At 63.5% G+C, this 19,996-nt stretch carries 18 protein-coding genes and 1 tRNA gene; 16 read left to right on the forward strand and 3 right to left on the reverse strand.

Annotated elements, in window-relative coordinates; all coding sequences use genetic code 11:
• Window positions 1–13: 13 nt before the first annotated feature.
• Window positions 14–769 (reverse strand): TetR/AcrR family transcriptional regulator, encoded by a 756-nt coding sequence (locus tag JOE60_RS09300; protein ID WP_167267063.1) that lies wholly within the window; start codon window positions 767–769, stop codon window positions 14–16.
• Between JOE60_RS09300 and JOE60_RS09305 the strand changes: the two genes are divergently transcribed.
• From JOE60_RS09305 to JOE60_RS09315, 3 genes are read left to right on the forward strand one after another with little or no spacing between them, the layout of a single operon-like run.
• The gene (locus JOE60_RS09305; protein WP_167266529.1) at window positions 768–2,117 is read left to right on the forward strand and encodes an acetyl-CoA C-acetyltransferase; all 1,350 of its coding nucleotides are present in this window, start codon (window positions 768–770) and stop codon (window positions 2,115–2,117) included. The two genes, JOE60_RS09300 and JOE60_RS09305, sit on opposite strands and share 2 nt — an antisense overlap.
• Window positions 2,118–2,126: 9 nt before the next feature.
• Window positions 2,127–3,467 carry a 3-oxoacyl-ACP reductase gene (locus JOE60_RS09310; RefSeq protein WP_167266526.1) on the forward strand — a complete coding sequence of 447 codons (1,341 nt, stop codon included), beginning with the start codon at window positions 2,127–2,129 and terminating at the stop codon, window positions 3,465–3,467.
• Entirely contained in the window at window positions 3,464–4,387 is a 924-nt protein-coding gene (locus JOE60_RS09315) for a MaoC/PaaZ C-terminal domain-containing protein (protein WP_167266522.1), read from the forward strand. Before JOE60_RS09310 ends, JOE60_RS09315 begins: the two co-directional genes overlap by 4 nt.
• A gap of 155 nt (window positions 4,388–4,542) precedes the next feature.
• Here the strand turns inward: JOE60_RS09315 and JOE60_RS09320 are convergent.
• Window positions 4,543–4,628, reverse strand: a tRNA-Leu gene (locus JOE60_RS09320).
• Between the two features lie 254 nt (window positions 4,629–4,882).
• Here JOE60_RS09320 and JOE60_RS09325 point away from each other — a divergent pair.
• Entirely contained in the window at window positions 4,883–6,187 is a 1,305-nt protein-coding gene (locus tag JOE60_RS09325; RefSeq protein ID WP_167266519.1) for a M20/M25/M40 family metallo-hydrolase, read from the forward strand.
• A gap of 10 nt (window positions 6,188–6,197) precedes the next feature.
• Window positions 6,198–7,379 carry an acyl-CoA dehydrogenase family protein gene (locus JOE60_RS09330; protein ID WP_167266516.1) on the forward strand — a complete coding sequence of 394 codons (1,182 nt, stop codon included), beginning with the start codon at window positions 6,198–6,200 and terminating at the stop codon, window positions 7,377–7,379.
• On the opposite strand, the gene JOE60_RS09335 is transcribed toward JOE60_RS09330, so the two are convergent.
• Window positions 7,376–7,609 (reverse strand): DUF5703 family protein, encoded by a 234-nt coding sequence (locus JOE60_RS09335; protein WP_011774832.1) that lies wholly within the window; start codon window positions 7,607–7,609, stop codon window positions 7,376–7,378. The genes JOE60_RS09330 and JOE60_RS09335 overlap by 4 nt on opposite strands.
• Before the next feature lie 39 nt (window positions 7,610–7,648).
• On the opposite strand from JOE60_RS09335, the gene JOE60_RS09340 reads away from it, so the two are divergent.
• The 11 genes from JOE60_RS09340 (at window position 7,649) to JOE60_RS09390 (ending at window position 19,994) form a co-directional block, all read left to right on the forward strand.
• Complete coding sequence (locus JOE60_RS09340) at window positions 7,649–7,906, forward strand: hypothetical protein (RefSeq protein WP_167266511.1); 258 nt, start codon at window positions 7,649–7,651, stop codon at window positions 7,904–7,906.
• 267 nt (window positions 7,907–8,173) lie between these two features.
• Entirely contained in the window at window positions 8,174–9,865 is a 1,692-nt protein-coding gene (locus JOE60_RS09345; protein WP_167266506.1) for a sugar transferase, read from the forward strand.
• A gap of 72 nt (window positions 9,866–9,937) precedes the next feature.
• Window positions 9,938–11,047, forward strand: a complete 1,110-nt coding sequence (locus JOE60_RS09350; protein WP_167266502.1) for a Gfo/Idh/MocA family protein — start codon at window positions 9,938–9,940, stop codon at window positions 11,045–11,047.
• A complete protein-coding gene (locus JOE60_RS09355) occupies window positions 11,044–12,063 on the forward strand; it encodes an NAD-dependent epimerase/dehydratase family protein (protein ID WP_167266497.1) in 1,020 nt (339 codons plus the stop codon). The genes JOE60_RS09350 and JOE60_RS09355 overlap by 4 nt, the downstream gene beginning before the upstream one ends.
• Window positions 12,060–13,226 (forward strand): DegT/DnrJ/EryC1/StrS family aminotransferase, encoded by a 1,167-nt coding sequence (locus tag JOE60_RS09360; protein ID WP_167266494.1) that lies wholly within the window; start codon window positions 12,060–12,062, stop codon window positions 13,224–13,226. The genes JOE60_RS09355 and JOE60_RS09360 overlap by 4 nt, the downstream gene beginning before the upstream one ends.
• Window positions 13,223–13,885, forward strand: coding sequence for an acetyltransferase (locus JOE60_RS09365; protein WP_167266491.1), 663 nt, complete (start codon window positions 13,223–13,225; stop codon window positions 13,883–13,885). The genes JOE60_RS09360 and JOE60_RS09365 overlap by 4 nt, the downstream gene beginning before the upstream one ends.
• Window positions 13,882–14,952, forward strand: coding sequence for a glycosyltransferase family 2 protein (locus tag JOE60_RS09370; protein ID WP_167266486.1), 1,071 nt, complete (start codon window positions 13,882–13,884; stop codon window positions 14,950–14,952). Before JOE60_RS09365 ends, JOE60_RS09370 begins: the two co-directional genes overlap by 4 nt.
• On the forward strand, window positions 14,949–16,463 hold the full coding sequence (locus JOE60_RS09375; protein ID WP_167266481.1) for an oligosaccharide flippase family protein: 1,515 nt from the start codon (window positions 14,949–14,951) through the stop codon (window positions 16,461–16,463). Before JOE60_RS09370 ends, JOE60_RS09375 begins: the two co-directional genes overlap by 4 nt.
• Window positions 16,460–17,803, forward strand: a complete 1,344-nt coding sequence (locus JOE60_RS09380) for a glycosyltransferase family protein (protein ID WP_167266477.1) — start codon at window positions 16,460–16,462, stop codon at window positions 17,801–17,803. The genes JOE60_RS09375 and JOE60_RS09380 overlap by 4 nt, the downstream gene beginning before the upstream one ends.
• Complete coding sequence (locus JOE60_RS09385) at window positions 17,803–19,263, forward strand: O-antigen ligase family protein (protein ID WP_167266472.1); 1,461 nt, start codon at window positions 17,803–17,805, stop codon at window positions 19,261–19,263. The genes JOE60_RS09380 and JOE60_RS09385 overlap by 1 nt, the downstream gene beginning before the upstream one ends.
• Entirely contained in the window at window positions 19,251–19,994 is a 744-nt protein-coding gene (locus JOE60_RS09390; protein ID WP_167266467.1) for a Wzz/FepE/Etk N-terminal domain-containing protein, read from the forward strand. Before JOE60_RS09385 ends, JOE60_RS09390 begins: the two co-directional genes overlap by 13 nt.
• The last annotated feature ends 2 nt before the right edge of the window (window positions 19,995–19,996 follow it).

The following is a 19,996-nucleotide window of genomic DNA, read 5'->3' on the forward strand; positions in this document are numbered from 1 at the left end:
AAGTTGTTGAATTTCAGGTGGTGGTCTTGAGTTCCGGGGCTATGCCCAGGCAAAGCCAGTCGGTGATCCTTGCGGCCATGGTGGCCTGGTCCGGCTTGTCAGCGCTCTCCGGACTGCCAAGCCACATTTCCCCGGCATTCCGGACCAGCCCGATCGCAGCCGTTGGCCAGTAGACCAGTACGGCCTGGTTTTCCGGGGCCAGATGTTCCCGCATGGGCGTTGCCAGCATGCCGGTGATCTGCGAAAAGAAGTTTCCCAGGGCGCCCGAGGCCGCAATGGCGTCCTGCGCTGACGCTTCTCCGGGAGTCAGCCTGGTGATGAAGGCATAGACGTTGGGGCTGGACTCGGCCATTTGAAGGTACGCGGAGACCATGGCAAACAGTCCTTCCCGGGGAGTCTGCGCCAATTGCGCAGCTTCCTGGAGGCGCCGTTGCATTTGCCCCAGTACCACTTCTCCCATGGCTTGCTGGAGGCCCGCTTTGTCTCCGAAGTAGCGGTAGAACACTGACTTGGAGGTTCCAGCGGCACTGGCGATGTCCTCCATGGAAGACTCGCTGCCCAGCCGGTGGACTGCCTTGCGGGCCGCCTTGATGAGTTCTCCACGCCGCTCCTGGCGGTGTGAATTCCAGCGCGCCGTGCGGCCGTCTATTGCCGCATCCTCGCCGGCCGGCTTCAGGGGACTGGATATCTCGTGGGGGATGTTCACGATACCCAGCGTATCAGGTACGCTGGGTATCAGTAACTGGCCACGATCGAAGGAGACCACCATGGCTGCAGCAGATGCCACCCAGGGCGCACCCCGGGAACAAGCCACCACCACGCCGCTGCGGGCCGCAGTGGTTGTAGGCGGCAACCGTATTCCCTTCGCCAGGTCCGGGGGCGCGTATGCGAAGTCCTCCAACCAGGACATGCTCACGGCCTCCTTGGACGGCTTGGTTGCACGGTTCGGCCTTCAGGATGAACGCATTGGAGAAGTCGCCGCCGGCGCCGTCCTGAAGCACTCAAGGGACTTCAACCTCACCCGTGAAGCAGTACTGGGATCCGCGTTGTCTCCCGAAACCCCTGCCTACGATCTCCAACAGGCGTGCGCCACCGGCCTTGAAACGGTCCTGGGCCTGGCCAACAAGATCAAGTTGGGCCAGATTGACTCCGGAATTGCCGGCGGCGTGGACTCAGCTTCCGATGCCCCGATCGCCGTCAGCGAGGGGCTCCGCGAGATCCTGCTGGACCTCAATCGCGCGAAGACGCCCGTGCAGAAGATCAAAGTTCTCAGCCGCCTCCGGCCCAAGGATCTTGCGCCGGATGCTCCTTCCACCGGGGAACCCCGGACGGGACTCTCCATGGGCGAACACCAGGCGCTGACCACGGCTGAATGGAAAATCGCCCGTGAGGCCCAGGACGAGCTGGCTTTCCACAGCCACCGGAATCTGGCGGCTGCATATGAGCGGGGCTTCTTTGATGACCTGATCACGCCCTACCGGGGGCTTTCCAAGGACTCCAACCTCCGCGCCGATACCTCGCTGGAAAAGCTGTCCGCCCTGAAACCTGTGTTCGGCAAGAACCTGGGAGCAGAGGCAACCATGACCGCCGGCAACTCCACACCGTTGACGGACGGTGCCTCCACGGTCCTGCTGGCCAGCAAGGACTGGGCAGACTCCCACGGCCTGCCCGCCCTGGCTACGGTTGTGGACGGCGAGGCGGCCGCCGTCGACTTCGTCCATGGAAAGGACGGCCTGCTGATGGCTCCCGTCTTCGCCGTGCCGCGGTTGCTTGCCCGCCACGGCCTGACCTTCGAGGACATTGACTACTTTGAAATCCATGAGGCTTTCGCCGGGACCGTGCTGAGCACGTTGGCAGCATGGGAGGACGAACAATTCGGCCGTACCAGGCTGGGACTCGACGGTGCCTTGGGCAAGGTGGACCGGGCCAAGCTGAACGTCAACGGATCGTCCTTGGCTGCGGGCCATCCTTTCGCTGCCACGGGTGGCAGGATTGTGGCCTCCCTTGCGAAAATGCTGCATGAGAAGGGCACCGTTGACGGCCGCCCTGCCCGCGGCCTGATCTCCGTGTGCGCAGCAGGCGGCCAAGGCGTCGTTGCCATTCTGGAAGCGGCCTGAGGGGGAGCAGTGACTGATACCTATACACAACTCGTCAACCGCGGGCTTGGCAAGAGCGTTGCCAGGAAACTGGGCTTGCCGCAACCAGTGGAGCTCCGCCGGTACCAGCCGGGAGCGCCCCTGGTGACCGGGCCTGTCCTGGTGGCAGGCGATGGGCCGGGCGCTGATGACCTGGCCACCACCATGGTGGGCTGGGGCCTGGACATCAGGCGCCACGCCTTGCCGAAGGAAAAACTGGGAGCCATCATCATGGTCCTCGAGGCCGTCCAGCACCCCGGCGACCTCGGCAAAACCGTCTTGCCGGTGGCCGCCTCGCTTCGCGACCTGGCCACCAACGGCCGCGTCATCACTGTTTCGCGGACCCCGCAGTCGGCGGCCACTCCGGCTGTCGCTGCAGCCCGGCAGGGGATTGATGGCATGGTTCGCTCGCTCGGAAAGGAACTGCGGGCGGGAGCGACTGCCAACGGCATCCTCCTGGCCGAAGACCTCGCTACCACCAGCCCGTCCGTTCTTGGAGCTTTGCAGTTCCTGCTGTCCGGGCGCTCGGCGTATGTGGACGGTCAGTTCCTGACGGTCGGCACCACCTCCGGTCATCTGCCCGCCGACGCCGGTAAACCCCTGGCAGGCAAGGTGGCTGTGGTGACGGGGGCAGCACGCGGAATCGGTGCCGCAATTGCGCGGACCCTGTATCGGGACGGCGCCACCGTGGTTGCCGTGGACATCCCTGCAGCAGGCGATCATCTGGCAGCGGTGGCCAACGAGATCCGGGGTACAGCCCTCCAACTGGACATCAGCAGGGACGACGCCGGCCACCGCATCATCGACCACGCGGTGGAACGCCACGGCCGCCTGGACATCGTGGTGCACAACGCAGGCATCACCCGCGACAGGCTCCTGGCCAACATGGACGAATCGCGGTGGCAGACCGTGATCAACGTCAACATCGCGGCCCAGCTCAGAATCAATGAAGCCCTGTTGGCGTCGGAACACTTCAAGGATTCGCCGCGTATCGTGTCGGTTGCCTCCACCAGTGGCATCGCCGGCAACAGGGGCCAAACCAACTACGGGGCCTCCAAGGGCGGCGTCATGGGCATGGTCAGGGCCACGGCGCCACTCCTGGCCGCTTGTGGCGGAACCATCAACGCAGTTGCCCCCGGATTCATTGAGACCGAGATGACTGCCAAAATGCCGGTGGCCATCCGTGAAGCAGCCCGCAGGCTGAACTCCCTCAAGCAGGGGGGCCAACCACAGGATGTTGCCGAAGCCATCGCCTTCCTTGCCAGCGATGCTGCCGGGGGAATTTCCGGCGGTGTACTGCGCGTTTGTGGCCAGCAGTTGGTGGGGGCATGACCGTCCCCGAGCCCCTGCTGCTGGGGGAGTTGCCGTCCCTGCCCAAGCTGTACGTCAATGCCGCCGCAGCCGCCGCCCGTCGTCGGGTTTTGGGCAACTCGAACGGCAGCCGGAAGCTGCCGTCCTTCAGCCACGAGGTGAAGGGCATTCGTGCGGATGTCGAAAACCTCACGGCTTTCCAGCACTTGGTGGGGGAGACAGCAAGTGACGTGCTTCCCGCAGGCTATGTGCACGCCTTGGCCTTTCCCGTGTCCATGAGCGTCATGAGCCGGGACGATTTCCCCCTTCCCCTCCTGGGAATGATCCACCTGAGGAACACGGTGGATCAACTGGTGCCCATCCAGTTCCCGGAAACCCTGGACATCAGATCCTGGGCAGAGAACCTGTCAGCGCACAGAGCCGGAACGCAGGTGGACATTCTGGCTGAGGTGCGTTCCAGCAGCAGCGGTGAGTTGCTCTGGCGCGGCGTGTCAACGTACCTGGCGAAGGGCGTGTTCCTGCCGGGCATCGACAAGGCGGGTGCCGTGACCGGTGCGCCGGCGGATTTCAGGCCGCCCAATCCCACTGCCCTGTGGCAATTGGGCCTGGACACCGGCAGGAGCTACGCCACCGTGTCGGGGGACTTCAACCCGATCCACCTGAGCGTGCTTTCCGCAAAGGCCCTGGGCCTGCGGGGGTCCATTGCCCACGGCATGTACTTGGCGTCACGGGCCCTGGCGGACGTAGGGTCGGCGAAAAGCGGCCCCTTCACGTGGACCGTGGCTTTTGAGGCGCCCGTCTTTCTTCCGGCCCGGGTCGCTTTGGACATCGCCACCACACAGACAGCGTCCGGGACCTGGGAACGGTCAGACTACGTGGCGTGGAACCCACGCAGTGGACGGCGGCACTTTACGGGAAGCGTGACTGCGCTGGCCGCCTGACAACTGTCCGGCCGATTGCCCTGTCCAGTCGGCCGCCCTGTTCAGTCGGCCGCCCTGTTCAGTCGGCCGCCCCGTCCAGTGGCTGGCGGCCCGGGCCGCCAGCCACTCTTTTTAACGAAACAAAGCCTGGGATCCGTGGATCCCAGACTTTGTTGTGGTGCGCGGAGGGGGACTTGAACCCCCACCCCCTTTCGAGGACTAGCACCTCAAGCTAGCGCGTCTGCCATTCCGCCACCCGCGCAGGTGGTGTTCAGATGAAGCATTCCGTGCACTAAAGCACTTCACATTCCTCCGAAGCAGCGAGAAAAACTCTAACACGCTTTCGGGTGGCTGAAAAATCGGCTCTTGACGAATCCCGGGACATGACCCACAGCGCAACGAAGTCCTGACGCGGGCCGCCGCTGGTGAGTAGGCTGGAGGAAACAGGGATAGCAGCGCCAATCCTTGGCGTGCGTCCTGGGAAGCTGCACCCCGGCAAAGCAAGGAGATCTCCACATGTCTGTCATCCGCCCCGAAGACGAAGTCGTACGGATCTGCCAGGAACTGATCCGCATTGACTCCTCAAACTTCGGTGACGATACCGGCCCGGGTGAGCGCGCTGCCGCCGAGTACACGGCCGGGCTGATCACGGAGGTGGGGTTGGAGGCCGAAATCTTCGAGTCCGCCCCGGGCCGCGCCAACGTGGTGACACGAATGGCCGGTGAGGACCCATCAGCTGACGCCCTGGTGGTCCACGGCCATCTTGACGTTGTTCCTGCCCTCAAGGATCAATGGAGCGTTGACCCGTTCAGTGGGGAACTCAAGGACGGACTGATTTGGGGCCGCGGAGCCGTGGACATGAAGGACATGGACGCCATGATCCTCTCCGTCATGCGCGACTTCGCACGGACCGGACGCAAGCCCAAACGCGACATCATTTTCGCTTTCTTCGCTGACGAAGAAGCAGGAGGCACTTACGGCGCCCGGTATGCAGTGGAGCATCGCCGAGAGCTCTTTGACGGCGCAACGGAGGCCATTTCCGAAGTGGGCGGCTTCTCCGCCACCATCGGCGGCCAACGCACCTACCTGCTGCAGACGGCAGAAAAGGGGCTGTCCTGGTTGCGGCTCGTTGCCCACGGCAGGGCCGGCCACGGCTCGCAGATCAACACGGACAACGCCATCACCCGGCTCGCTGCTGCTGTCACCCGGATCGGGGAGTACAACTGGCCGGTTGAACTGACTCCCACAACCCGCCAGTTCCTGGACGGCGTGACGGAACTGACCGGCGTCGAATTCGACCCCGACAATCCGGATATCCTCCTCAAGGAACTGGGCACAGTTGCGCGCTTCGTGGGCGCCACCCTGCAAAACACCTCCAACCCCACCTTGCTGCGATCCGGCTACAAGCACAACGTCATTCCCGAGTCTGCCGAAGCCTTTGTTGACTGCCGCACCCTGCCCGGGCAGCAGGAACTGGTGTTCCAGACCATCAAGGAGCTCGCCGGCGATGGAATCGACATCAGTTACGTCAACAAGGACGTCTCCTTGGAAGTTCCGTTCGCGGGCAACCTGGTGGACTCCATGATCGATGCCCTCCACTCCGAGGATCCCGGCGCCAAGGTCCTGCCCTACACGCTTTCCGGAGGCACGGACAACAAGTCACTGAGCAAGATCGGCATCACCGGATACGGTTTTGCACCCTTGATGCTGCCGGATGAGCTCGACTTCACGGGCATGTTCCACGGCGTTGACGAGCGGGTTCCGGCGGAGTCCCTCCAGTTCGGCGCTCGGGTGCTCAACACCCTCCTGACCAACTACTAGGGGTCCGACCATGGCACCCGAAGAAATACTGCCCGACGAACTGCTCGAACGGCTCCGTGGGCGGGCAGCGGGCTATGACCAGAACAATCAGTTCTTCCATGAGGACCTGGAGGAGCTGGCTGCTGTCGGTTACCTCAAGGTCTTCGTGCCGGAGTCCGACGGCGGTGCTGGGCTGGGGCTCGAAGCGGTAGCGGCGCTGCAGCAGCGCCTGGCGACGGCTGCGCCGGCCACCGCGTTGGCGGTGAACATGCACTTGGTGTGGACCGGCGTCGCGCGTGTCATGGCGGCGCGGGGCGACGACTCCCTGGACTTTGTCCTCAGCGAGGCCGGCAAGGGGGAAATCTTTGCCTTCGGCATATCGGAAGCCGGCAACGACTCCATGTTGTTTGACTCCGGCACCGTGGCCGAGCCCTTGGAGGATGGCGCCTACAGCTTCACCGGCCGCAAAATTTTCACCAGCCTCTCCAAAGGGTGGACCCGCCTGGGCACCTTCGGGAAAGATGCCGGTGCCCGGGACGGTGCGGGGGAGTTGGTGTTCGGTTTCGTTCATCGCGAGGACCCGGGCCATGAAACCCTCAGCGACTGGGACACCCTGGGCATGCGGGCCAGTGCTTCCAACACCACCTTGCTCCACGGTGCAGTGGTGCCGGCGGAGCGCATCTTCCGGAAACTTCCGGTGGGCCCCAACAGGGACCTGTTGATCTTCGCTATTTTCGCCTGCTTCGAGACCCTGCTTGCTGCAGTCTATACAGGAGTGGCCCAGCGCGCCTTCTGGCTGGGAGTGGACAACGTCAAACGGCGGGTGTCCGCCAAGTACGGGGGACGGAGCCTGGCGCAGGACCCGGATATCCGGTGGAAGGTAGCCGACGCTGCCCTTGCCATGGACGGGATCCAGCCGCAGATCGCCAGCGTGGCCCGGGACGTGGATGCCCTGGTGGATCATGGGGCGCAGTGGTTCCCCAAGTTGGTGGGCATCAAATCCAGGGCAACGGAGAACGCCCGCTACGTAGTGGACTTGTCCATCCGGGTCACCGGTGGCTCGAGTTACTTCAGGGGTTCGGAAATGGAGCGCTTGTACCGTGACGTCCTGGCAGGGATTTTCCATCCTTCCAATGACGAATCCGCGCACAACACCGTAGCCAGTGCTTGGCTGGGCCCCTTGGAGCCCCAGCCCGACGCCGGAAAGGCCTAGACGGTCCGCTGCACCGAGTAGACCTTGCGCCGGAGCCAGAAACGCCGGCCGCCGCCCAAGTACAGCACGCTGCGTTCGAGTTCCCACTTCCCGTATTCGGAGTGCTCGGCAAGCCTTCGCCTGGCGTCGGGCAGTGAGTCGTCAGGTCCAACCGTCAGTACGAGGTACTCGTACTGACGGGCGTAATCTCGTTGGCGCTCCACGGAGCTGCCCGGAAATTGTTCTCTCATCCCTCTCCATTTTCGTCTTTTTCGGGCTAACGTGAAGTCATGAGCATCGATCCGCGTGTCGCGCTTCAATCACTGACCGCCGCCTTGGAAGAACATCTTGCCGCAGCTTCGGCGCGGAGGGGAGAAGGCGACCCCACTGTCGAAGCAGCTTTCTTCGCCGTAGCGGATGCTTTCGAAGTCTACGAGGACGCGTTGTACGAGGCATTCTCCGAGGTGACCCCGCTTCAGGTTTTTGACGATGAAGACGAAGACGAGGACGAATCGCTGGACGAAGACCTGGAGACAGCGGAGGACTAGGACCACCCCAAACCGGCCACATGATGTGGCCGGTTTTCTTCTGCCCAAAAACGGCTCGCCAGGCCCTGGAACCAGGCCCCGAACCGCCATGGCCGTGGCTCCGTCCGGGTACCGGAACACGTAGTCCCTGCCCACCAAGCCGAGTACTCGCACGTAGGGACTGCAGGTAAATACCGGCAAATTTGAGTACCGACTACTGGTGCGTCGTCACCAGGCCAAAGCTTCACTGATAGGTAGGCAATGGCAGGTCTGCAGGAGAAGGCTGACATGGTAAAAGTTCCCGTCTTGCATTTGGGCAGGGCCACGGCATCCAAGGGTGCAAGGGTCCCCCATGGCGCTACGCCCCTCCCTGCTGTCCCTGCTGCCATCGACGTCAATCCGCCGTTGTCTCCCTGGATTGACAAGTCCGCTGCTGCACAGCGGACTGAAAAGGCGGGACTGGCGGCGCGGGGACCGGACATCACCATGGACCCCGCGCCGTCAGTCACCCAAGCCAGCGCTGCTGCCGTTCCCAGTGACCTTTCTGCCACCAGCAGTGACAAAGTCCGGAAACCATGGACGCTGGTATTGACCCACAGCCTTCGCCTGGCAGACACGGTGCTGGTGGCGGCTGCCGTCACGGCCGGAATGCTTCTGGACACCGCCCGCAACACCTCTGACGCAGGCCCCGTGGTGCATCCGGCCATCGCCCTGCTCTTGGGGGCTGCGTGGATGGCGGCCTTGGAGATCTACCGGACCCGCGATCCTAAAGTCCTGGGCATTGGGCCGGAGGAGTACAAGCGGGTCCTTTCCGCCACCGTCCGGGTTTTCGGCTTCCTGGCGTTGCTGGCCGTCATTGTCCGGATCGAGGCTTTCAGTACTTTCGTGGTGGTGTCGTTGCCGGTTGGCTTGGCGGCTTTGACGGCCAGCAGGTGGAGTTTCCGCCGGTGGTTGAGCCGGGAAAAATCCAAGGGCCGCTGTTTGTCCAGGGCCTTGGTGGTTGGTGAAGCCCAGGATGTCCGCTATGTCATCAAGCAGATCAACAAGAAGTCCGGAGCGGCCTACAGCATTGTGGGAGCCTGCCTTCCCGGCGCCCGGCGGGGGACCGTGATCTCCGTTGACCACCTTCGGGTACCTGTGCTGTCCTCCATCTACGGAATCGCCCGGACGGTGGAACAAACCGGCGCCAATGCGGTCATCGTGGCCGGCCCTGTGCCGGGCGGCCACCGGTTCATCCAGGAACTGGGGTGGCGGTTGGAGGAGAACGCCGCAGAACTGGTCCTGGCGGCAACCCTGACCAATGTTGCCGGTCCCAGGATTCATTGGCGGCCGGTGGAAGGCCTTCCGCTGATGCACGTGGACATTCCCCATTACTCAGGCGGCAAGCACACCTTGAAACGGCTCATGGACATGGCGGTGGCGGCGACGGCGCTGGCGCTGCTCGCGCCGCTGCTGCTTGCCTTGGCGGTCATTGTCCGCTCGGACAGCCCCGGCCCGGTCCTGTTCCGCCAGGAACGTATCGGCAGGCGTGGCACAACGTTCACCATGTTGAAGTTCCGGTCCATGGTGGTCGACGCCGAGTCCCACCTGGAAAACCTGGCCCAGCAGAATGAGGGCGCCGGGGTTCTCTTCAAGATCCGCGGCGATCCGCGGGTCACGCGGTGCGGCCGCTGGATGCGGAAGTACTCGCTGGACGAGCTTCCCCAGTTCTGGAACGTGCTCAGGGGTGAGATGAGCCTCGTTGGCCCCCGCCCTCCGCTGTCCCGCGAAGTCAACGCCTATGAACAGCACACCCACCGCAGGCTCCTCATCAAACCCGGAATCACCGGTTTGTGGCAGATCAATGGCCGCTCCGATCTCCCCTGGGATGAGGCCGTCCGGCTGGACCTCTATTACGTGGAGAACTGGTCGATTGCCGGGGACCTGATGATCATGTGGCGAACCTTCCGGGCCATGACACGCCCCGCAGGCGCCTACTAGCGGCAGTCACACCGAAACACAGAGCAACAAGCAAAACCAGGCCCGGCAACCAGCACAGAAGTTGAGTGGGAAATGAGCATACGAACCATCCCGTCAGGACCCTTGAACGGCCATGTCCTGAAGCAAAAATTGCAAATAGCAGTGGTGGGCGCCGGATACTGGGGACCCAATCTGGCGAGGAACCTGAAAGCCAGCCCGGACTGGGAACTCGTGGCCATCTGCGACCTTGACGTTGAACGCGGCATGAAGCTCGCCGAAGCGGTGGGGAATGTCCCCGTGGTGGAATCCCTGGATGAACTGCTGGACACCTACAACCTGGACGCAGTAGCCGTGGCGACTCCGGCGCACACCCATCACGGCGTGGTGATGACAGCGCTGCGTGCCGGCAAGCATGTGTTGGTGGAGAAACCCCTGGCTGACAGCCGCGCCAAGGGCATGGAAATGGTGGAGGAAGCCAAGGCGCGTGGACTGGTCCTGATGGCTGACCACACCTATTGCTTTACGCCGGCTGTCCTCAAAATCCAGGAACTCGTGGCCACTGGCGCACTGGGGGACATCCTGTACGTGGATTCAGTCCGGATTAACCTGGGCCTGGTGCAACCGGATGTGAATGTTTTCTGGGATCTGGCACCGCACGATCTCGCCATCCTGGACTTCGTGCTTCCCGGCGGCCTGCACCCCACCGAAATAGCAGCCCATGGCGCGGACCCACTGGGGACCGGCAGGGACTGCGTTGGCCACCTGACCTTTGGACTGCCCAACGACGCGATGGTCCATATCCACGTCAACTGGCTCAGTCCCACCAAGATCCGGCAAATGATCATCGGTGGATCCAAACGCACCCTGGTGTGGGACGACCTCAATCCCCAACAGCGCCTCAGCGTCTACGATCGCGGGGTCAGCCTGGAACACCAGCCCCGCTCTGCAGCGGACAAACGTACCACCGCCATCTCCTACCGCCTGGGCGATACGTGGTCGCCTGCCCTTCAGGAACGTGAGCCGTTGGGACAGGTGGTGGCTGAACTGGCTGCCTCCATCCGCAACCACTCCATTCCCCGGACCAGCGGCGAATCGGGACTCCGTGTCCTGTCGGTCCTCGAAGCTGTCAACCAAAGCCTCAGCTCAGACGGACAATCCACAGTGGTGGCCGGCAACGAGGTCAATCTGCAGGTGGCACGGTGAAAGAGCTGCTGGGTGCCACCATCCTGGTGACCGGTGGAGCCGGCACCATAGGTTCCACCTTGGTGGATCAACTGCTCGACGCCGGTGCGGGGCACATTGACATTGTGGACAACCTCGTCAGAGGTCGCCGTGCCAACCTCGGGCCCGCCCTCGACGGCGGCCGGGTAAACCTGGTGGAAGGAGATCTGCGCGACCGTGACCTGATCCATGACATGACGCGCGGAAAGGACCTCGTCTTCCACCAGGCGGCCATCCGCATCACCCAGTGCGCGGAAGAGCCGCGACTGGCACTTGAAGTGTTGGTTGATGGCAGCTTCAACGTCTTCGAAGCCGCGGCCGAGCACAGGGTGTCCAAGCTGATCGCCGCCTCCAGTGCCTCCGTTTACGGCATGGCCGAGGAATTCCCCACCGCGGAGAACCACCACCATCACAACAACGACACGTTCTACGGAGCCGCCAAGTCCTTCAACGAAGGAATGGCCAGAAGCTTCCGTGCCATGTCCGGCCTGAACTGCGTCATGCTGCGCTACTTCAACGTGTATGGTCCCCGAATGGATGTCCACGGCCTGTACACGGAGGTCCTTGTCCGGTGGATGGAACGGATCGTTGATGGTCTGCCGCCACTGATCTTTGGCAGCGGCCAACAGACCATGGACTTCATCCACACCGCGGACGTAGCGCGCGCCAATGTCCTGGCAGCCATGAGCGACGTCAACGAGGGCACCTACAACGTAGCCAGCGGAACAGAAACCAGCCTGGCGGAACTGGCGCGGACCTTGCTTCACGTCATGGACTCGCCCCTGCATCTGGAGCACGGACCGGAACGGGCCGTCAACGGTGTGGCGCGACGATTGGCCGACACTTCTGCCGCACGCAGGGACCTGGGCTTCGAAGCAGCAATTGGGCTTGAAGACGGCTTGAGGTCCCTGGTGTCATGGTGGCGTCCCCTCCGCGGGGAGATAGCAGCCGGCCGGACGGCTTCTGCTTCAGAAGTTCCCGCAGCAGGTGCACGATGACCGGGGCCAGGACCAGCCTGGCGCGGATTGACGTGATGAAGCCGTGGCTGGGGGCAGAGGAAGCGCAGGCAGTGGCGGAGGTGATTGCCTCTGGATGGGTTGCCCAGGGCCCCAAAGTCCGTGAATTCGAAGAAGCCTTTGCCAGGGAACAGCAGGCGACGTTTGCTGTTGCCACCTCCAGTTGCACGTCCGCCCTGCACTTGGCGCTCGCGGCCGCCGGGGTAGGTCCCGGCGATGACGTGGTGGTTCCGTCCTTTTCGTTCATAGCCACTGCCAACGCGGCGACCTACGTGGGTGCGCGGCCGGTGTTTGCCGACGTCGACATCCGCACCGGCTGCGTCACCGCCGGTACCATTCAGGCTGCGCTGACACCGGCAACCACCGCGGTCATCGCCGTGGACCAGGCCGGGGTTCCCCTGGATCTGGAACCCATCCGGGCTTTGTGCGATCCACTGGGCATCATCGTGGTGGAAGACGCCGCCTGCGCCATTGGGTCCCGCTACCATGGGCGCCCCGTGGGTGCAGGAGCCGAAGTGGTGGCGTGGTCCTTCCACCCCCGGAAAATCCTCACCACAGGTGAGGGCGGAATGCTTTCCACCTCCCGCCAGGACATAGCAGACAGGTCACGCCTCCTCAGGGAGCACGCCATGAGCGTATCCGCCGCCGATCGGCACGCCAGCGTCCTTGCACCCGCCGAAGAGTACCTCGACGTCGGGTTCAACTACCGCATGACCGACCTTCAGGCCGCCGTCGGAATCATCCAGCTTGGCCGGCTGCACCAGGCCGTGCAGCGCAGGAGGGAGCTTGCGGCCACGTACGCCGAGGCCTTTGCCGGAGTTCCCGGGCTGCGGCTGGTGGCAGATCCGGAGTACGGGATCACCAACTTCCAGTCATGCTGGCTGGAAGTTGACTCGCAGTTCCCGCTGTCCCGCGATGCCCTCATCAGCCACCTGGCGGAGGACGGCATCTCCGCCCGCCGCGGCATCATGGCAGCGCACCGGCAGCCCGCCTACAGCACCAAAGACACCGGCAGCGCAGCACTGGACGCCACGGAATGGCTGACCGACCACACCCTCATCCTTCCGCTGTACCACCAGCTCGCATTGGGCGACCAGGTACGGGTCATCGATTCGGTACTTCGAGCGGCGGGACAGGGACAATGAGCGAACTTCTCCTGATAGCCGCCAGCGGGCTGGCGCGGGAGGTCCTGGCAATGGTGAGGAGCAGCGGACCATTCAACGTCATCGGGATCCTCGACGACGACGAGGACAAGCTCGGGCGCGTGGTGGACGGCGCCCACGTGCTGGGCCCCATCCGCGACGCCTTGAAGTTCCCCCACGCGTTGCTTCTGGTCTGCATCGGGTCCGGCTCCGGCAGGGAGAGCGTGGTGATGAGGCTGCGGTCCTTGGGACTGGCCGAGGACCGCTATGCCACCGCCATCGATCCCTCCGTCCACGTGCCCGAAGGATGCCGGATCGGCAAGGGAAGCATTATCCTGGCGCACGTCAGCATGACGGCGTCAGTCACCATAGGCAACCACGTAGTGGCCATGCCGGGAGTCACCTTCACCCACGACGATGTGATCGCCGACTTCGCAACCTTCGCCTCAGGGGTATCCCTGGGAGGAAACGTCAGCATTGGGCGCGCCGCCTACATCGGCATGAACGCCAGCGTCCGCGAGCGCCGGACCATCGGCCCCATGGCCACCATCGGCATGGGAGCGGCAGTACTCACCGATGTTCCCGGAAATGAGACGTGGGCCGGGGTTCCTGCACGGGTCATACGGCGCGGCGATTTCCCTGCGTTGGAGGGCGCCCTATGAAGCTGGAGCGTCCTGCACCCCTGGCCAGCCGTCCGCTGGTCACAGTAGTGATCCCTTGCTACAACTACGGCCACTTCCTGCCGGACGCCGTGGGGAGTGCACTCTCCCAGGAGGGCGTTGAGGTGGAAGTCATTGTGGTTGACGATGCCTCCCCTGATGGAAGCCTCGCAGTAGCCACGCGGCTGGCCTCGGGAGACCCCCGGATCTCCGTGGTCCATCACGACGTGAACAAAGGCCACATCGCCACCTACAACGACGGCCTGTCCCGGGCCAACGGCCGCTACGTGACTCTTCTGTCCGCCGATGACCTGATTGCGCCGGGAGCCTTGGCCCGGGCAGCTGCCCTGATGGAAGCCCACCCCGGCGTGGGAATGGTGTACGGCCTGCCGAAGGACTTCACAGATCAACCACCGCCCCTTCCCAAACACCAGCGCAGCACCTGGACAGTATGGAGTGGGAGCAGTTGGATACGGCTGGCCTGCGTGCGCGGCCGGAACTTTATCCTCTCGCCGGAAGTGGTCATGCGGACCGCCGCTGTCCTGGAGACAGGCGGGTACAGGTCCGACCTCCCCCACTCGGGCGATCTGGAGTACTGGTTGAGGACCGCCGGCTCATGGGACGTTGGCCGCATCAACGGACCGGTCCAGGCGTTCTACCGGGTGCATGGCTCCAACATGCACCAGGTGGACTTCGCAGCGGCCGCCGTTGACCTGGCGCACCGGCTGGAGGCTTTCCGTGTCCTGGAAGATCCGCGCTTCCCAGGCAAGTCCCCTGAGCGGGTCAGGCAGCTTCGCAGGGCCAAGCACGCACTCAGCAGGGAGGCCGCGCAACTGGGTTACACGGAAACTGCGGGAGGCTCCCTGGACTCCGCGGTTGAACTGCGGCACTTCATAGAATCCCTGCACGATGTTCCCGGGGCTGTCCGCAGGGCCAACAGCCTGCAATCACGGATCAACCGTGCCTCGAACGGCAGGAAACAAAGGGCCGACATCACGGCCTCCCGCTATGTTCGCGGGCAGCTCGACCGGATCCGCTGGCGGTTGTGGGCAATGACAGGAATATCGTGACGGCCTCCGGCAGTCCTGCCCGCACCCTGGGAAACCGTGCCGCAAGCGCCACCGTGTGGGGCGCGGTCAACATGGCGCTGGGCAGGATCGTCCAGTTCGCCACCACCATCATTGTGGCCAGGCTGATCGCCCCGGAGCACTTCGGGGCGCTCGCGGTTGCCATCGTGGTTCAGACCATCGCAACCAACATGGCTGAATTGGGCGCCACTGCTGCACTGGCAAGGGGCAACGGCGACCCGGACAAGATAGCCCCCACCGTATTCAGCATTGCCCTGGTAACCAGTGCCACCATGACCGCTGCCGCTCTCCTACTGGCCCCGGCGCTCGCAGGGGCCTTCAATGACCCCGCAGCGACGCCGGTGATCCAGGTCCTATCCATCACCATCTTCCTGCAGGGCCTTTCTGCTGTCCCGGCCACCATGGTGTGGCGGGAGTTCCTGCAGAAGCCCAGGGTCGTCGTCGATCTTTGCAGTGTGCTGGCCATCCTGGTGTTGGTAATCCCCATGGCCTTGGACGGATGGGGTGCCATGGCTCTTGCGTGGTCCCGCGTGGGCGGGCAGTTGGTTTCCTTGGTGGGTTATTGGATCATCACCCCGCGACGGTATGCGCCGGGTTTTGATGGCTCCGTGGCCAAGGAGATCCTACGCCTGGGGATGCCGTTGGCCATGGCCAACCTGGTGGTGTTCATCACTTTGAACGCGGACTACGTACTGATCGGGCGGATGCTTGATCCCGCGGCATTGGGGTTGTACTTGTTGGCCTTCAACCTGGCCGGGTTGCCCAGCTCGGTGATCACTGCGGTGATCAGGGCGACGGCGGTCCCCACCTTCGGGAGGCTCTTCACCGAAGGCTCGTTGGGGTTGGTAGCTGGACGATTCGTGGCCGGTGTGTCGTTCTGTGCCTTCCCCATCTCGGCAATGGTGGTGGCTCTGGCCCATCCGCTGGTGGTTGCCGCTTATGGGCAGGCCTGGGCCCCTGCGGGCGTTGCCTTGGCAACACTGGGAGTCTTCGGCGCCAGCCGTATCCTGGTGGAGCTCTTCGCTGACCTCAGCGTTGGCGCCGGACGGACCGTCTGGCTTTTCTGGGTTCAGGTCGCCTGGCTTGTTGCGCTTGCTCCTGCCCTGTATATCGGTATTTCCCGGTGGGGGATTGCCGGTGCTGGTGTGGCCCACGCTGTTGTGGCGTGTGCAGTAGTGATCCCTTTGTATGTCGTTGCCCTGACGTCGGTGCTTGGTATCAGCGCCTGGGACCTTTTGCGGGGGAGCGTACCGGCGTTCCTGGCCGCAACTGCGGCGGGCGGTGGCGCCTGGCTGGTCAGCCGCACCATGACGGATCCGTTCGCAGCCGTAGCGGCCGGGGCGATCGTTGGCGTGGTTCTTTATGCACTGTTGATGTTCGTCCCGGGGAAGCGCCTTGCCGGGGAAGTCCGGGCGCTGCTGGGCCAACGGGACTCATCGCCTGCACCATCCGGGTTGGCCAGCCGGGTTGTGCCAGGAGCTGGACGCTCATGATGAACTCGCAGTGGGCCAACTCGCAGCGGGCCAAATCGCAGTGGGCCAACTCCCAGTGGATCACGTCCTCAAGGGGCAGGGTCCGGACGCTCGGCGACCGTCTCAGCAGGGATGGCATGCCTACGGTGTCGCGCTTGGTGGCTGCCAGGGCCCTGGCGGCTGTCAGCGGGAAATGGAACCTGGAAGAGCCTGTGTTGCCACTGCGCGAACAGGACATCATGGATCCGCAGCGGGTACAGGTGCGGCACGTCAACGGGCAACGGTCCGGAGCTCTGCCTGGTGGAGGTGCCTTGCGGCTTGGTTGGGTGTGCACGCCACCCGCTCCGGGCTCCGGCGGCCACACCACCTTTTTCCGCATGGTCCGCGGCATGGAGGAGCGAGGGCATCAGTGCACGCTCTATCTCTATGACCGCAATGCAGATGACGTGGACCGCCACGAAGAGACCATCAGAAGCAACTGGCCGGCGCTGGGTGCAGGGGTTCGCAGCGCCACACAAGGGATGGAAGGAGTGGACGCCCTGGTGGCAAGCTCGTGGCAGACCGCGCACGTGGTGGCTGCCCGGGCGCCTGTGGGCGTCCGCTCCTTCTATTTCATCCAGGACTACGAGCCGTACTTCCACCCCCGGGGGTTCCTCTACTCGCTGGCCGAGGACAGCTACAAGCTGGGGCTGACGGCCATGGCCCTTGGTTCAATGATCGGCGAGGTAATGAAAGCCGAGCTCGGGCAGGAACCCGCGTTTACTGTTCCCTTTGGGTGTGACACGGACGCATACCGGCTTTTGCTCACCACGCAACGGCGCACCGGCGTGGTGTACTACGCCAAAAGGAACGTGGATCGTCGCGGCTACCTGTTGGCGAAAATGGCGTTGGAGATGTTCCACCATTCCCATCCGGACCAGGAGATCCATATTTATGGAGATGTCATCAGGGGCTGGTCCATTCCTGTCACCAACCACGGCAATCTTCCCCCCGGAGACCTGAACCGGCTGTACAACAAAGTGATTGCCGGGCTGGCGATCTCCTTCACCAACATCTCCCTGGTGCCCGGTGAACTCCTGGCGTCCGGCGCTGTGCCGGTTCTCAACCGGGCTGCCTTTGCTTCCGGGCTGCTTCAGGACGATGGGGCCGTGTGGGCGGATTCCACCCCGTCGGCCGTCGCTGAGGCGCTCTCCAAGGTCGTGGAGCATTCCGACGTCCAGGGGCGTGCGGCCGCGATATCCCGGAAGCGAAGAACCGACTGGTCGGAGTCGAAGGATGCGTTCGCTGGCTTCATCGAGCAAGCCTGTGGCACACCGTCTCTCCGGGGATGGGCACCCGCTTCCGGGGAAGGCGGCCTGTGATGGGAAAATCCAGGCGGCTGCTGGCATTCTCCGTTCCGGCGGCAGTGACAGCCACGGACCTTCAGGTAGACACCAGCAAGCCCGGCAACGTCAGCCTGCTGTTGAAGTTCTCCGCCTTTGCCGTATTCTTCTTTCCCTCCAACATGATCATCAAACCCATCGGAGCGGTGGGAACTGTCCCCATCATGGTCGCGGTGATGCTGTTGGCCTTCTGGCTCTGCACCGCCATGTTCGGGATCCGCAATCCTTTTGCCACCAGCAACCCGGGACGCCTGGGCCTGGGGCTGCTGTGGGTGGGCACGTGCGCCTCCTATGTTGCGTTGTTCTCCGGGTTCACGGGCGACACCAACGTCTCGGCTCAAGCGGCAGCGGACCGGTGGCTGATCCTTATCCTTGCCAGCGGAGGAATTGTCCTGGTCACCACTGAGGCGGTGCGCAGCATCAACAACGCAATGTCGCTGGTCCGGGCAATCCTGGCCGGCGCGCTCTTCTGTTGCCTGGTTGCCTTGGTGCAATTCGTGTTCAGGGTCAATCCCATGCTGTGGATCCAAGACGCGATGCTCGGCTTTACGGACAACGGCGGAAACACAGCCTTCCAGGTCCGGGGGTTCCTCACCCGGGTGGCGGGCAGCACGTTCCACTCCATTGAACTGGCTGTGGTGTGCGCCATGCTGTTGCCGCTGTCCATCTGGCGCGCCATTTATGATCCCCGCGGCCGCAAGTGGATCCACTGGGGAGGAACAGCCCTCCTTGTGGTGGCCATCGCGTCAACAGTCTCGCGCTCAGGTGTCCTTGGCCTGGCCATCGGCATGGCGGTCTTCATCCCGTTCCTGCCCAAGGTGGCACGCCGTTGGGCTGTGCTGGCCGCTCCGGCAGCCATGGCAGCGCTTTTTGTCGCCATCCCGGGCCTGGTGGGAACCCTGATGTCCTCCTTCACGGCAGGCTCAACCGACCCTTCACTGACCACACGGACCAACAACTACCCGCGGGTGGCAAAAATGTTCGGGGAGCTGCCTTTCCTGGGCTTGGGACCCGGCAACTACCTCCCGGACAACGCGTTGTACATCCTGGACAACCAATACCTGAACTCACTGGTGACCCTGGGCTTGGTGGGGTTCATCGGCATGGTGGCCTACCTGGTGTTCCCGGCGGCGTCGTCAGTCATCGCTGCCCGGGCCTCCCGGATCCCACCCCTGCGGGCCCTCGCCGGAGCCATAGCAGCCGGGGGAGCGGTGGCAGCAGCCTGCTCGCTGACGTTCGATTCCATGGCTTTCCCCGTTTTTGCCTTGACCTACCCATTCATTGTTGGCCTCGGAGGGGGTACCTGGATCATGATCCGCCGCGAAATTGAACTCCGGAAGGAATCAGACCCCCGGAGGCAGACGGGACCGTATTTGCCCGGCAACGACCTGGAAGACTCCACCCCTTCAAACAGTGAGGCGACCCCATGGACCCGATAGCAGTCTTCAAAACTCTGTGGCACCACAAAGTGATCGTTCTGCCGGTCCTCTTGATCACAGCCCTGGCAGCCCTGTACGTGTACTCGTTTGCGCCCAGGTCCTACGAAGCCAAAGCAACGTACGCGATCGTCAACCCCAAGATTCCCACCGCTGCAGAGCTGGAGAAGAATCCCGCACTCAACTCATTGAACAGTGACAACCCCTACCTGCGCTCCGCGGATTCCTCGCTGATCGCCCAGGTGGTGGGAACAAGGCTCAGCGATGATGCCACCGGCGACGCCCTGCTCCGTGATGGGCTCAGCACCGACTTCACGGTCCAGCGCCCGCCCGCATCCTTCCTCATTGAGCTGACGGCCGCCTCTGAAAGTAAAGACACGTCGATTGCCACGGTCAAATTCCTGGGCACCCGCCTCGAAAACGACCTCCGGGACATCCAAAGCACCAATGGCGCCGACGAACGGTACCTTTACACCTCGCTGATGGTCTCCGCCCCTGACAACGCCACAGAGCAGTTCTCCAGCCGGCTGAGATCCCTGATCGTAGTGCTCGTGGCCGGAGTGGTCCTCACCTTCGGTGCTGTCTCCATTGCCCGTGGCCTGGAAACATCCCGCCGGAAGGCCCGCGAGGCCACAACGGAACTCACCATCCAGGACGTCCTCGGGGCTCCACTCAGTGCACCCCTGCATTCACGCAGCAAACGGAAGGAAACCGTCAAGGAGACCACATCGTGAGA

The sequence above is a fragment of the Paenarthrobacter ilicis genome, from assembly GCF_016907545.1.
GTDB lineage: Bacteria > Actinomycetota > Actinomycetes > Actinomycetales > Micrococcaceae > Arthrobacter > Arthrobacter ilicis.

Bases quoted from the DNA above. Each gene is read 5' to 3' on its own strand.
- JOE60_RS09360 (WP_167266494.1), top strand. From the start codon at position 12,060: ATGACCGGGGCCAGGACCAGCCTGGCGCGGATTGACGTGATGAAGCCG.
- JOE60_RS09390 (WP_167266467.1), top strand. From the start codon at position 19,251: ATGGACCCGATAGCAGTCTTCAAAACTCTGTGGCACCACAAAGTGATC.
- JOE60_RS09340 (WP_167266511.1), top strand. From the start codon at position 7,649: ATGAGCATCGATCCGCGTGTCGCGCTTCAATCACTGACCGCCGCCTTG.
- JOE60_RS09365 (WP_167266491.1), top strand. From the start codon at position 13,223: ATGAGCGAACTTCTCCTGATAGCCGCCAGCGGGCTGGCGCGGGAGGTC.
- JOE60_RS09315 (WP_167266522.1), top strand. From the start codon at position 3,464: ATGACCGTCCCCGAGCCCCTGCTGCTGGGGGAGTTGCCGTCCCTGCCC.
- JOE60_RS09345 (WP_167266506.1), top strand. From the start codon at position 8,174: ATGGTAAAAGTTCCCGTCTTGCATTTGGGCAGGGCCACGGCATCCAAG.
- JOE60_RS09305 (WP_167266529.1), top strand. From the start codon at position 768: ATGGCTGCAGCAGATGCCACCCAGGGCGCACCCCGGGAACAAGCCACC.
- JOE60_RS09385 (WP_167266472.1), top strand. From the start codon at position 17,803: ATGGGAAAATCCAGGCGGCTGCTGGCATTCTCCGTTCCGGCGGCAGTG.
- JOE60_RS09380 (WP_167266477.1), top strand. From the start codon at position 16,460: ATGATGAACTCGCAGTGGGCCAACTCGCAGCGGGCCAAATCGCAGTGG.
- JOE60_RS09335 (WP_011774832.1), bottom strand. From the start codon at position 7,609: ATGAGAGAACAATTTCCGGGCAGCTCCGTGGAGCGCCAACGAGATTAC.
- JOE60_RS09350 (WP_167266502.1), top strand. From the start codon at position 9,938: ATGAGCATACGAACCATCCCGTCAGGACCCTTGAACGGCCATGTCCTG.
- JOE60_RS09370 (WP_167266486.1), top strand. From the start codon at position 13,882: ATGAAGCTGGAGCGTCCTGCACCCCTGGCCAGCCGTCCGCTGGTCACA.
- JOE60_RS09330 (WP_167266516.1), top strand. From the start codon at position 6,198: ATGGCACCCGAAGAAATACTGCCCGACGAACTGCTCGAACGGCTCCGT.
- JOE60_RS09325 (WP_167266519.1), top strand. From the start codon at position 4,883: ATGTCTGTCATCCGCCCCGAAGACGAAGTCGTACGGATCTGCCAGGAA.
- JOE60_RS09300 (WP_167267063.1), bottom strand. From the start codon at position 769: ATGGTGGTCTCCTTCGATCGTGGCCAGTTACTGATACCCAGCGTACCT.